This window comes from Hymenobacter cellulosivorans, assembly GCF_022919135.1.
Classification (GTDB): domain Bacteria; phylum Bacteroidota; class Bacteroidia; order Cytophagales; family Hymenobacteraceae; genus Hymenobacter; species Hymenobacter cellulosivorans.
This window is the reverse complement of record NZ_CP095049.1, coordinates 2044139-2057098: the sequence shown is the minus strand read 5'-3', so window position 1 is coordinate 2057098 and position 12960 is coordinate 2044139. Positions and strand designations below refer to the sequence as shown.

8 protein-coding genes are annotated in these 12960 nt (G+C 63.2%); all 8 read right to left on the bottom strand.

Features of this window, described 5'->3' with window-relative positions; translation table 11 throughout:
* Positions 1-19: 19 nt before the first annotated feature.
* On the bottom strand, positions 20-556 hold the full coding sequence (locus tag MUN80_RS08835; RefSeq protein ID WP_244722447.1) for a hypothetical protein: 537 nt from the start codon (positions 554-556) through the stop codon (positions 20-22).
* 57 nt (positions 557-613) lie between these two features.
* Positions 614-1147, bottom strand: coding sequence for a DUF6252 domain-containing protein (locus MUN80_RS08830; protein WP_244722445.1), 534 nt, complete (start codon positions 1145-1147; stop codon positions 614-616).
* Between the two features lie 519 nt (positions 1148-1666).
* Entirely contained in the window at positions 1667-3730 is a 2064-nt protein-coding gene (locus MUN80_RS08825; RefSeq protein WP_244722443.1) for a fibronectin type III domain-containing protein, read from the bottom strand.
* Positions 3731-3759: 29 nt separating this feature from the next.
* On the bottom strand, positions 3760-6783 hold the full coding sequence (locus tag MUN80_RS08820) for a carboxypeptidase-like regulatory domain-containing protein (RefSeq protein ID WP_244722441.1): 3024 nt from the start codon (positions 6781-6783) through the stop codon (positions 3760-3762).
* 32 nt (positions 6784-6815) lie between these two features.
* Positions 6816-9719, bottom strand: coding sequence for a hypothetical protein (locus MUN80_RS08815; protein WP_244722438.1), 2904 nt, complete (start codon positions 9717-9719; stop codon positions 6816-6818).
* Between the two features lie 48 nt (positions 9720-9767).
* A complete protein-coding gene (locus MUN80_RS08810) occupies positions 9768-11450 on the bottom strand; it encodes a hypothetical protein (protein WP_244722435.1) in 1683 nt (560 codons plus the stop codon).
* A gap of 85 nt (positions 11451-11535) precedes the next feature.
* A complete protein-coding gene (locus MUN80_RS08805; RefSeq protein ID WP_244722433.1) occupies positions 11536-12111 on the bottom strand; it encodes a Riean_0653 family protein in 576 nt (191 codons plus the stop codon).
* Between the two features lie 168 nt (positions 12112-12279).
* Complete coding sequence (locus MUN80_RS08800; protein WP_244722430.1) at positions 12280-12915, bottom strand: GNAT family N-acetyltransferase; 636 nt, start codon at positions 12913-12915, stop codon at positions 12280-12282.
* Positions 12916-12960: the final 45 nt, after the last annotated feature.

The following is a 12960-nucleotide window of genomic DNA, read 5'->3' as shown; positions in this document are numbered from 1 at the left end:
GGTTCCGAAGGCCGCTGTCTTAGCGCGGCACCGCGTTGTTCTTCCAGTCGACGGCCGTGAGCTGGGCCGGGGTAATGGTTGGCGTGCCGCTGGAGAAAGTGAAGTTGCCGGCCGTGAGCAGCAGCAGCTTCAGAAACTGGCCTTCTGCGCCTCCGTTGCTACCCAGGCCCTGCTGAATCTGGGCCTGGTTGTAGCTGACGCCAAAGGAAAATTTGGTAGCGCTGACCTCGAACAAGGCAAACGTGTTGGTAGTACCACCCGACGTAATGGCCAGCTGCGACTCATTATTGACAAACGCCCAGGTGCCGGAAGTGCTGGTCTTATCAGCTGCGGTGATAGTCACTTTGCCGTCACGCGTAAACTGGTAGGTATTCATGTCAGCCGCGGGGGTTGAGCGGGTACCTTCGCTGGTATTGAGCCGCAGGCTCTGGGTCTGGTCTTGCCAGGTTTTGGCCGTGAGCAGGTCGGTTTTGGAGGGCTCGGCCTCCTTGTCTTTTTTACAGGCAAAGGCCGTGAGCAGCAGACTCAGGAGTAGAATATGACGAAGCGTTTTCATCGGCGAGGAATCTGGAATGATAGAATAAGAATGAGTGGCTCCGCAGCCCTGAAAGGCTTAGCGGAAGCGGGTGAAGCTGAACGAACCGTCGGTCACGCTCTGGGTGCCGGTGCTGCCCGAGTTGGGCACGGCCCCGCCCGTGAAGCTGAAGGTGCCGGTTATCTTCTGCCCGGCGCGGTCGTACTGGGTCACCACCACGGAGCCGTTGCTGGCGCCGGGACCGTAGAGGGTGAGGTACTGCGTGGCGCTGTTGAGGGTGAGGCCGGCCGCGGGGTAGTTATTCAGCACCGAGCCTTTCTTGAGGTCATAAGTGGTAGCGCCCAGCTTATAGATTTTCTTGAGCCGCAGCGACACCGCGTTTTTCATATCAGCCGAACTGCCCGTAATCAGCAGGGACGTGTCGCTGTCGACGATGGCGCTGGAATAGGCCTTGCTGGTATAGGTCGTACCGTTGTGGGTCCAGGTTATAGTCCCATCGCCTTCGGCCGTAGGGTCGGCCGCGGCATCTTCTTTGGAGCAGGCACAAGCGGCCGTAGCAAGCACTGCCAGCAGCAGGGCTGATTTATATAAGCGCTTTGGGAAAGGAAGCATAGTCATTGGGAAGGAGTAGTGAGGTGAGAAATCAGGGAAATGCCGCTGCCTGGCAGCCGGTCGTTTTTTAGGCAGCAGCGACGCCAGCAAAGGAAGGCGCAAGGCCAGCCGGCGGCTTTCACGCAGGTCGCAAAATCATGCGCGGGCGTCGCGCCGGGTGCGTTCAGGTCGTATTCTGGCGTTAAAAAGAGGTTTTGCCTCCATTTCGGGGCAGCACATGGCCCAGCAGGGGCCTGGCAACCAGGCAGTGCCTGGGGCAGAGCGGCAAGCTTTTCAGGGCCAGCTAACGGCAGAGCAAGTTGTATACAAGTAGTCTTTGCATGGAATTTCGTATACCAAAGACACGTACTTCTTGTATGCTAATCATCTATTTATCTAGCCATGTATACCGAACTAGCCTAGATCTTGTATACAAAGCACAATAACTTCCGATAGCGCATACCTAACGTAAAAGCTTGCTACTGTAACTCTCAACCACGGACATGAAAGTCCTCTTGGAGAGCGGCAGCTTCAGCTCATTTAAGGAACGCGCACGCCGATGGGCTCACTGCGCTCCGCCTCCCGGCGCTGAGCATCGAGGCTGGCCACGTAGTAGAAGTAAGTGCGCCGGGACTGCACGGTAGCGTCGCGGTAGGTAGCGGGGCGGGCGGCCACGGTAGCCACTGCCTGGGGTTTGGCGCCCGGCTCGTACCGGTACACCCGGTACTGCGGGGCGGCGGAGCCCGATGCAGCCCAGCGCAGCTCCACGGTTTTGCCCACTGCCGCGGCCGTAAGCGTGGCTGGTGCGAGCGTGGCTTCCGCCGCTGGCAAACTCAGGCGGGCCGGAGCACTGCGGCGACCTTGCTCATCCAAGGCCACGATTTCGTAGTCGTAGCTCTGGCCGGGGCGGGCGGTGGAGTCGCGGAAAGCAGGTTGGGCCAACGGACGCCGCTCGGTGCGGGAGCCGGGCAGGCGCGGCCCCAGCGGCAGGCGCTGAAACTGCGTTTGGTTCTGAGTGCGGCGGCTTACCTCGTAGAAAGCCGCTTCTGGTGAGGCTTGCCAGCGCACCATGGGGAGGCCGTTTTCCCACTGGCCTTCAGCCCCTGCTACGGGCGCCAGCGCGTGCGGGGCCGTAGCTACGGGGTGCTTTACCCCCGCCGTAGCTTCTACCGTGTCGGACAAGATGCTGGGGCGGTGGCTGGAATTCTCGGCTTGCACGGCGTAGCGGTAGCGTACGGCGGGCTGCAAGGTGCGGCTGCTGTCAACGAAAACCTGCTCGGCGGCTTTTGCCTGGTGGAGGCGCAGGGCCCCGACGAGAGTAAGCTTGGCCTCGGGGCCGGCGGCGCGGTACACGTAGTAGCCCTTGGTGAATTTGTCGCCGGGCAGCCAGCGCAGGTGGATTCCGCCGGGCACCGTAGCGGCGCGCACCTCGTGGGGCGGTAGTGGGGGGCGCTGGTCCTCAAACAAAGCAAAGGACTTGCTGCTGGGTACGCCTGGCTCCTGCAAAAGCCCGGTGGGCTGCACGTAGTAGTAATACTTCTGCATGGGCTCAGCCGTGGCGTCGAGGTAGCCGGCTTCGGTGGGCGTGACTTCGGCCAGTAGCTTAAAGTCTTTATCGAGCAGCGTGCTACGGAAGATGCGCACCGAACGGAGCTTGTTGGCGTCAGGCAGGCGCCAGCTTAGGCGGATGCCGGGCTCGGTGGCGGGACCGGCCTGCTGGGCCTGAGCCCGGAAGTCGCGCAGTACGGCCGCGTCGAGGAATTTGTAGGCGGCGGCCAGGATGGTATCGGCGGCAGGGCCGGGATTCTCGTGCTGGTCGAGGGTGCGCAGGGTGTAGCGGTAGGCGTGCACCGGCTGCACCGCCTGGTCGTAGGCCACCAGGGCCAGGGCCTTCTGAAATGATTCCAGCGTAAGTGGGGCGGCGGCACTTTTCCACTCCCCGCGGGCGTCGTCCTGGCGGCGCAACTGCACGTACACGGCCCGCTGCTGCCCTTCCAGCTGCCGCCACCGCGGAATAATGCGGCTTTCTTCGGCCACCGTTGGCAGCTTTTTCAAATTACCCCCAGTCGGCTTGCCCGGCCAGCTGACGGCCGCACTCTGAGCCGCGGCCCCTACCGGAGCACCGGCACGCTGGGCCGTGATGCGGTACACGTACGGGGTGCCGCGCTGGGCCGTGCTGTCGAGCAACACCAACCCGGCAGCCTGCTGCACGGGCATCAGCTGGCTGTAAGCGCGCAGACTGTCGAGGCGGTGGGTTCGTTCCCAAATGCGGGCCAGCTTTTGCACTAGCGCACCTTCGAGGCCGGTCAGCGGAATAGTCAGGCGGCGGTTGAAAGCCAGCACCCGGGCTTCAAACTCGGCCGCCGTGGCCGGGGCCGAGAGCTGGGCCACCGGCGTAAACGCCGTGCCGCTGGCAGCCCGCCGCTCGACCAGGATGCTGGTGGCTGCCGCGCCGCTCCAGGTGCCAGCGGCCTGGGGCCTGGGCGAGTACACGAAGATTCCCCGCCCCCCGCCCACGGCCGGCGCGGGCTGGGTTTGAGCCTGGGCCTGAACAATTGAGGCTACCATCAGCACGGTCGAAGCCAGCCGGGCGGTAGTTTTCACTTGATTGTTGAGCAACTGCATGGTGGCCGTTATTTGAGGTAGACAGAATAATTGGTCCCGGCATTGCTGACCCCGATTTTGGCACCGACGGTCAGGTCCACGCTTTTCTCGTGCTTGTCGCAGGTAAACCAGGAGCAGTCGGAGTCGCAGACGCCGTAGCCGCCGTAGGCCGTGCCGGTGAGCTTGACGGAGGCGTCGCCGGCAATGCTCCAGTCGCCGGTACTCACGTTCACTTTGCCGTCGGCACTCATGTCGGCGTGCACCCCGGCCTCTACCCCACCGCACACCAGCACCACGGTGCCGCCGACGCCGGCCTTCACGTCGAGGAACACGCTCTGGCCGATACCAAACTCAGTGCCGTTGCTGAAGTTCATGCCCATGCGCATGTCGCCGCCCATGATAGATTCGAGCTTGCCCGATATGACAATCAGGTCCACGTCGAAGCTGGGAATGATGGGCACGGGCATCCCGATTTCCCCCTCGAAGTAGAAGCCATCGACTGTTTTGGGGAAGGAAGGTGGCATTACCCCTTTGGTCTTATAGAAGTAGGAAAACTTCTGGAACTGCTCCTGAATTTCGGGCTCCAGGGCGTGGCTGCCCACCACCAGCATAGCCGCGCCCTTCATCGAGGGGTTGGTTTTCTCCATGGCGCCGGCCGAGAGCATCAGCCAGCCGGTGGGGTCAGCCAGCAGGTTGGCTGTGCCCGTGACCTTGGTGCCCCCGCCCATGTCTTTTTCAAACGGCAGCTCTCCCACCAGGCGCTTTTTCGGAATGTCGAAGGTGAGTTTCATGTCGCCGAAGGGCGTGGGCACGTTTTTCACCGTTACTTGCTGGTTGTCGGACATAATATCTCCGTGCACCGACAAGGACAGCACCCCGCTCAGGCCGTTGGCATTTTTCACGTCGCCGCCGAAGGTCAGCAGGGGCCACTGGCCGCCGCTGGGCCGCATCCAGCCGCGCACGTTGTCGAGGTAGCCGCCGCCCTGGGCCAGCTCAAACTTCTGCTGGGGCCGCAGGCCGATGGCCGTGGAATCGGGGGTGTGGAAGAGCTTCACGTTGAACTTGACCACGCCGGGCTCCTCGGCTGTGCCCTCGAAGCTGACGCCGCCGGTGGCCAGGCGCTGGTAGTTTAGGCCAGGCAATTTCACGATGAGCGGGCCGGTCTGGAACTGCATATCGGGCATGGTCACCACGAGCTTGGGCTGCTGGTTTTCGCGCACGATGCTCAGCTTGCCGTCCTGCTCGCCCAGCTGCGGGATGTTGAGGTTGATGGTACCGCCGAGCTGCAGGTTGTCGGCCCCGACCACCATCGTCACGGGCCGGAAGCTCACGACCTGGTTCAGGGTCAGGGCCGGGCTGTTGTCGATGAGCTGGGCGGCCTGGGTTTGGTTGGCGAAGAAGGTCAGCAGGCGCAAATCCACGGCTCCTACCGCGTCGGGCAGGCCGCTGAGCGAGGCCACGGCCGCGCCGGTTTGGTCGGGCCGCAGCACGTCGAGGCTCCAGTGCTTCTGGCCCGCGTCGAAGGCCAGCAGGGCCTTGGCTTCCTTGGCCACCGTAAGCGTACCAATGCCGCCGAGCTTGAGGCTACTCAGATTGAACTGGGCCTGGCTGAGGCTGCTGGGCAGAATGGTCAGGTCTTCGAAGGCGACGTCACGGCTGGCATCGGTTACGGCCCCGAGGTGGAGCGTACCGCTTTGCAGGTAAAGACCCTGGTTTTTGCTAAGCGTAAACTTGCTCGATTCCAGAGTCCAGCTTTCCAGGGGTAAACTCAGCTTGGCCGTACCCGAGACGGGCAGCACTTTGCCCGGCAGGGCACTGACCACGCCCACATTCACGCTGAGCGCAGTAGCCAGGCCGGCCGGCTGCGGATGCAGCGTGGTAGCCAGCCGGAGCGTGTCGTGGCCCAGGGCCGAGGCGGCCGGAGTTGCTTCGGCGGGGAAGTTATAGAGCTTGTAGGTCAGAGCCTTGTTGTCACTGGTCACGGGCTGCCAGCGCGGGGCGGGCGTAGCTTCCACGCCGGCGGGCACCAGGGCTGCGTAAGCCAAACGCTCATTGGCCGGGGCCGTGGGGTGAGCAAGGTACACCTTGTCGGTAGCGCCGAAATGGATACTCTGGTCCTTGAACTGCGTCACGGGCAGATACACCGCCCCGCGCACCGCACCGGGCTGCCCGCCAGTACCGCCCACTACGCGCAGGCCGTCGGACTTAGCCAGGAAGCCCGGGAGCTTGCCGTTGACGACGACTTCGGCCTTGGTCACGCTGCTGGTTATGCTGTTGCCGGAGGCCGGCACCATGTAAGGAATGCCGTTGGCGTTTTTGCTGGGGCCACCTTTCACCGCTACCGAGCCGAAGGGCAGGCGCAGGGCAGTATCGGCCAGAGCCAGGCCGGCGGTGCCGCGCAGCCGCATGAAGGCCCCGGTGATGCTGACTACGCCGCCCTTGTCTTCCAGGGTTTCCACTTCCACCGGCACGCCTAGCAGCTGGCTCAAATCGAGCTTGTTGTACTGAGTAATGAGCAAATCGACGCCGTCGGTGGGGGCGGTGAAGGTGCGCTTGAGCTCGGCACCCACGTAGCTGCTGCCGCTGCGGGTAGCCCGCAGGGTGAGGGGCTGCTTGGCCGGTATACCGCCTAGCACATAGTTGCCGTTGGCGTCGGAGAAAGTTTCTACTTTCAATCCCGACCAGTCGACGAACACCCGGGCGCCGGCTATGGGCTGCTTGCCTAGGCGCACCTGTCCGCGCACGACCAGGGCCGGCTCTAGGGCCAGGTGGTAGACGCTGTCCTGGCGGGAAACGTTGTTCACCAGTGTCACTTCCCGGGCCTGGTAGGTGCCGTCCAGGGGCGTGAGGCGGACGGTGAACTTGGTGCCGCTGGAAGCAAAGCGCAGCGTAGCACTACCGCCCTGGTTGGTGGTGGCCTCGGCCGGCTCACTCAGGGCCAGCACTTCCACTTTCACGTTCTTGATAGCCGTACCCCAGCCGGGCAGAATACTGGCCGCTAGTTGATTGACGGTAGCTGAGTTGACGCCCGTGCCGTTCAGGGCGTTGCTCATGTTGCCTGCATTGCCCTGGAAATTACCGCCACTCACGCCCCGGCAGTGCCGACGGTCGTGGTAGTTGTGGCGACCGGGCCGCTGCCCTTGGTGCCCGAACCATTCGAGGAGGCGTAGGAAGTAGCACTGGCACCCTGCCCGATGGGTTGAATACCGCCTACCGAGGCGGCACTGGGCCCTTTCTTGTCGGACTCATACACGATGATGCGTAGGCGGTGGAGCTTGTGCACGAGGCGGACCCGGCCCACGTCGAACTTGTCGTCGGTGACGTTGATAAGCGTGTCGGTGGTGAAATAGTTGGGGTCGTAAGGCTCCACGTGCAGCATCTGCTTGCCGGTGGGTGCCACCACATCGAAGTTGCGCGGGCCAGGGCTTTCGGTTTTGGGCTTGTTGAGCACCTGCTCCAGCCCCTCGCCTACCCACACCCGGGCCGGCGGCGTCAGCACGGAGCCTTTCGCATTGGTTACCTGGATGGTCTGGCCCTTTTTCTTGCCTTTGCCCGGCGTTTCGACCCCGCTGATGTTCACGAATTCGGGCACCACGTCGCCTACAATTTCGCCCTTCACCCGGCCGGCGGGCTTTAAGAGCATTTTGCCTAAATCGAGCTGCTGCCCGTAGGCCAGGGGCTGGCCGTTGTTGAGCGTGGGCGTTACCAGGGGGGCATAGCCGTCCTTTTTCAGCGTCACCCACCGTGTATTGGGGCCCGTAATTTTGCCGGCGGCGTTTACGTCGGGATACACTTTGGGCAAATAGAAGAACCCGTCTTTCTCCCGGGAAATGGCAAACCGTTCGACTCCGCTGCTCCAGTCTGGGTTGAGGCGCATGAGCATGACAGACGCTTTAGGCAGCACTTTGCTGGCGTTTTCGCCCCGGTAGGTATTGCCTACAATACGGGGCGCGGCGGGCTCCAGACCGAGATTGGCCACGTCCACGGCGCTTTTCAGATTCCACTGCGCGTTGCCCACTATCCAGGGGTTTTGCAGGCTGTACAGGTCGCGCTGGGCACCTTCCACTTTCTTGCCGTAGTACGAGCCGGGGGTGACATCGGGGCTGGGTTCGTTGCCGATGCTCCAGGGCAAGGCCTTGCAGGTGTAGGCCACCGTGCGGTTGTCGCCCAGGGCCTCGCTTCGCACGTCGGCGTAGAGGTAGTAGGGCGTGCTGGGGTTGAGGCCCGGCAGCAGCATGTTGAACGTGGCCGTAGCATACTTCACCCCGTCGATGGTCGTCAGCTTATCGGTCACTGCCTTGGATACTACCACGTAGCCCTGCAGCGGCGAGGCCATATCGGGGGCGTTGCCCTCGGGCGGAAAGGCGGTGGGCTTCCACTTGCGTAGCACGTACACGGCCACGTTCAGCAGCGGGTCCTGCTTGGCCTGGCCGTTTTCCTGGACTTCAAACTGGTCGAACTGCCGGGGCTGCAGGCGCACGTTCAAGCTTACGGACCGCACCCCGGCCCGCTGCTGTTCGAGCGTAAAGGCCACGTTGGCGCCCGTGGGGGGCCGGAAAATCTGGTCGGGGCTGGTGTAGTACTTATCGTTGACCAAAATGCGCACCCCGCGCCGCAGCCGGCCGTGAAACATGGTCGGCACTTCGGCGCTATTGACGGCAAACGTGGTGTCGGCCGTGGTCCGGTAGCTGACCTGGGTTATGTAAGCCAATTGCAGGTTGCCGCTGGGGTCGGTGGTGCCGGTAGCCAGCACCTTGTGGTAGTCGGGCATACGGCGGGCGGCGGCCTCGTTGCTGTACTTCGAGCCGTCGGCATAAATAGCCTCGTAATCGATGACGAGCTTGACCGGCTTATTGGCAAACAGGTGCGTTTTCTGCTGGGGGTCGTCGGGGAAAAAACCGACAATCCGGGTGTTTATAATGGTCGTGTAAAACACCGGCTGATACGCTGCCGGATTTACGGCCGGTCCGGTGTTTTTGACGGACGGCGCGGCTACTTTGGTTGGGCCTTTGTCGAGGCCGGGCACTTTCACCGGCGGCGTTACGACCACGCCCGAGTTGCTGTCGGAATACTTCGTGGCGGCTCCGTACACGAAGGTGCTGACCTCGGAGCGGCCGTTGTTGCGGAACACGGCGCGGCCTTGCGGGTCGCGGGCCGTGACGGCAAAGGCGTAGCGTCGGCCCGGAATCAGGGCCGGGTCGGCGGGGCCGTAGAGCAAGGTCGTGGCCGGGCTTACCGTGCGCTCAAACAACGCTGGGGTAGTGCCGGTCAGAAAGGCGTCGTTGGGGTTGCGCTTGGGGTCCGACATTTCCACGAGGCGCAGTTCGTACTCGGTGCTCACGGGGGCCCCGGCCGGCCGGGTCCAGGTAAAAAGGATGTTCTGCGGACTCTGGGTTTTAACAACTTCATCCGGCGTGGGCCGCACGATAATGGGTGGTTCTAGGCTGCGCAGCAGGAAAGAGCGGCTGCAGCCCAAGGGGTTTTCGGCCGAGCGGGGCTGCCGGGTGGCGTAGTCGAGGGCCCGGACGCAGAGCGTGTAGCTGCCCTCGGGCAGGCCGTTACCGCGCACCATCTGCTGGGCTGTCACGCCGCTGTAGGTCAGCTGATTTTCGTCGAATAATTGCCCCAGCTCGTCCCGGTCCAGCGTGCGGGTTTGCAGCCCCAGCAGCTGAACCGGGCGCGGCGAGCGGGCCTGGGCGCTGGTTTGCACCCGCACCCCATTGTCGCCGGTGAGCGAACCGGCCAACTGCAGACTCACCGGGCTGCGGGTCAGGTTCGAGAGCGTGACGACGAGCCGATTAGGCTGGTCGACGTAGTCGGATAAGTGAGTGGAATAGGGCGGCAACACCAGCACGGTGATGCGCACGTCGTTGGCCGACTGGGCCCGGGCCGCACCGCGCATACCGAGCAGACCGAGGCTCAGCGCCAGGGCGAATACGAGTACCGTCAGTCGGCGCCAAAGCAGAAAAAAGGGTAGCAGAACGTTCATAGCAGGGATTCCGGGAAAGAAGGGTCAGCAGATCAGGATAAGGGCAAATCAGAGCGAGAAGGTGTAGCCCACCTCGCCCCGCGACTCGGAGTAGCGGCGGAGCTGGGGCGTTTCGGAGTCGGGGTAGTTGCCGGTGAAAGCCACATCGGTGCGGAAAGTGTGGTGCTTGCCGGCGCGGTACGAGATGCGCAGTCCGCCGCCGAGCAACTTGCTTTCCTGCCCCACCCGCAGCCCCCGCAGCCAGGAGCCGCGCAGCCCCACCCGGAAGTCACCCTTCGGGCCGAAGCTTTGGTCGGCGGTGAGTTGCAGGCCGCGGTTGCCGTCGTTGCCCTGGGCCAGCTCCAGGCGGGTGAAGTTGTAGGTAGCGCCCACCGTAAAGCGGCGCGGCACCCAGGTGAGCTGGTAAGTCAGAAAGGCGTTGAGGGAGGTGAAGTCGCCGAGGCGGCCCAGTCCGCCGGGGCCCTGGTCGCGCAGGGTGGCGCGGTCCAGGCTCAGCAGCACGGTGTGGCCCCAGGTTTCGCCGGCGTAGGTGTAGCGCGGGGCCACCGAAACGCTCTGCTGGGTTTGGGCCAGCCGAAACGTGTCGGACACCTGCACGGCGCCGGGCTGCTGGTCGGTGCTGAAGTTGGAGTAACCCAAGTCCACGCCCAGGCGCTCGGTGAAGTCGACGGTGGCCGTGGCCGAGGCAATAAAGCGCCGGCTCGTCAGCTGCTTTTGCCGCCGCAGGTTGTCCTGCTGCACGCCCAGGCTACCATTGAAGCGCAGGTGCTGCTTAAGCAGAACGAAGCTGGGCACCAGGGTCAGGTTTTCCACGTCGTCCTGGAAGTAGTAGGCGCCCATACTCTGGTAGCCTGGGGCCACGCGGCGGTAACGCACTTTCAGCCCGTTGCCGTTTTTCTGGTAGCCTGCCGCCGCCTGCCAGGCCGAGTAGGTTTCCGTCGAGCCGTTCAGGGTGATGAGCCTGCCCAGGGAGTTGGAAACCGCCGTCGGCAGCGCGTCTTCGACTTTCAGCCTGCTGCCCTGGTTGCGAGTATATACGCTCAGCCCCCCGTCAGCTTCCACCAGCCAGTTTTTGGCAAAGCTCAGCTTGCCGCTCAGCCCCAGCACCACGTTTTCGGCGGGCAACACGGCAGTATTCACGGCGCTGGTTTTGCTGGCCTCCTGGCGGGTGGCTCGGCTTACGCTGCTGCTGTCGTCGCGGGCCCGCACAAAGCTCAGGTCAAGGAAGCTTTTCTCGGAGCCCACCCCGATGTGGCCCGCCACGCCGCGGCGCGAAAACGAAAACGGCGTCAGCGCCCCGCTCACCGGGTCCACGGTGGTGGCCCGGCTCAGGCGGCCGGTGATGAAGCCGAAGCGGAACTTGCCCGGGGTCAGCTCCAGGCCCGCGCCCAGCACGGTGTGGCCGGCCAGGGTGAAGGGCGAATAAGTCAGATTACGGTAGCCGCCGTGCAGCGTCACCCACTTGTAGGTCGGACTCAGGCCAAACTGGTTGAAGGGCTGACGAAACTGCCGGTCCTGCTCACTCAGCGTAAAGCTCAGGGGCACGGCCAGCCCGTAAATGTTCAATGTGGGCGAGCCGCTGAGCACGTAGGAAAAGGGCTGGCGGCGGGCCGAAATGCCCCGGGCCTGGTAGAAAATTGTGCGCACGTCCACGGAGCCGGTTACCGTGAAGGGCTTCTGCTGGGGCAGCGCGGCAAGGTCCTGCCCCAGGGCCACAGGACTGGCCAGCAAGCATAGCCCCCCCATGCCCCAACCCATGGGGCGGCAAAAACAACCGAAAGTTTTCATCGAAAAAGGCGACTAGCCGGGCGGCCAGCTAGTATTTAATGACCTTTTTGATGTCGAATGAGCCATTGGTCACGTCCTGCTCAGCGCCATACACGCCGCTGGAAATCCGCACCCGGGCATTAAAGCTGAAAGTGCCTTTCAGGGTCAGCTTGGCAGCGTCAAACTCCGTCACGATAAACTGCCCGGCCGGCGCCTTGGCCGACCACTGTGAGCTGTAAGTATCCTTCGAGCCGGTTAGCTGGGTGAAGCCGCCAATCATGCCATTGGTGGCCGTCAGATTGTAAGTACCGACCCCGGTGAAGTTGGTTATGAGCACCGTTACCTGGCAATTCTTGTTGTCGTTGGCCAGGATAAGCATGTCTTTGGCCGTGGCAGGAAGGTTGTCGGCCGTGGTGGGCCGGTAGTGGGCCTGCACCTGGGCAATGTCGCGGCCAACGTACTCGGTGCCGTTGATTTTCCAGTGCACCTCGTTGACGTTGGCGTTAGTAGCGGTGGGGTCCGGCGCTGGATCTTCCTTGGCGTTGCTGTCGCAGGCAGCTAATCCGACCAGGGAGCTCAGTAGCAGAACGCGGAATGAGGCAACGGGAGCGAATATTGTTTTCATGGTTTGCAGAAAGGGTTGGCGTGGTATAATTAGAAGAAGCTTTGGCACTGGAAAGAGCCTCAAAGGACGGTCAGACTAGGCCGGTGGGCATTCACGCAGGTCGCAAAGGCATGCGTGCAAGTCGCAGAAAAGGCCGTTAGCTCCGTTTCAGAAGGGTTTGCGACGAAATCAAATGGCTGCGGCCGGGCGCACCATAGCCCAGCTCGGTACGGGCAGCCGGTCCAGAGAATTCAGGGCCGGCTGTTCGGCAAAGGCCACCACCTCAAAGCCCAGGCGTTGGCCGAAATACACGGCCGATAAGGTGCTGGCCTGCCCGAAGCAAGGCAGATACCGCCCGCCCACCGCAGCCACCGAGGCCCGCAACAGATTGCGCCCTTCTCCCCTGCCCCGCTCGGCCGGCCGTACCCCCAGGGCCAGCAGGTAATGGTGAGCTACGGGCAGGGCTTGGTAGCGCCAGGCATCCTGGGTGTGCTGCCAGCGCAGGAGTTGCTGCAGGGTGAGGCCGCCCAGCTTCAAGAGCAGCGACAATTGCCCGCCCCGCAGCAGTTGCCCCCAGGAAAGCGGCACGGCTTTGTCGGGTAGCCATAAGGCCACGGCGTGCTCCCCAGGGCTGGTATAGAGGCAGCCTTCACGCAGCCCGTAGCGTACCAGCAGCTGCATCCACATCAGCAGCGGCTCAAAAACGTCGGGGCCCCAGAGGGTTTGGTAGGCGGGGTCGGCCGCGTAAGCCTCCGTGAGCAGCACGGCGGCCCATTCTTCATCAGGCGGCCCCAGGCGACGGGCGGGCAGAGCCAGGGTTTGCATAGCACCAGCAGTTAAGGTCAATAGGTGCTGCAAAGGAGGCCGGAT

Bases quoted from the DNA above. Each gene is read 5' to 3' on its own strand.
- MUN80_RS08815 (WP_244722438.1), bottom strand. From the start codon at position 9,719: ATGAACGTTCTGCTACCCTTTTTTCTGCTTTGGCGCCGACTGACGGTA.
- MUN80_RS08820 (WP_244722441.1), bottom strand. From the start codon at position 6,783: ATGAGCAACGCCCTGAACGGCACGGGCGTCAACTCAGCTACCGTCAAT.
- MUN80_RS08800 (WP_244722430.1), bottom strand. From the start codon at position 12,915: ATGCAAACCCTGGCTCTGCCCGCCCGTCGCCTGGGGCCGCCTGATGAA.
- MUN80_RS08835 (WP_244722447.1), bottom strand. From the start codon at position 556: ATGAAAACGCTTCGTCATATTCTACTCCTGAGTCTGCTGCTCACGGCC.
- MUN80_RS08805 (WP_244722433.1), bottom strand. From the start codon at position 12,111: ATGAAAACAATATTCGCTCCCGTTGCCTCATTCCGCGTTCTGCTACTG.
- MUN80_RS08830 (WP_244722445.1), bottom strand. From the start codon at position 1,147: ATGCTTCCTTTCCCAAAGCGCTTATATAAATCAGCCCTGCTGCTGGCA.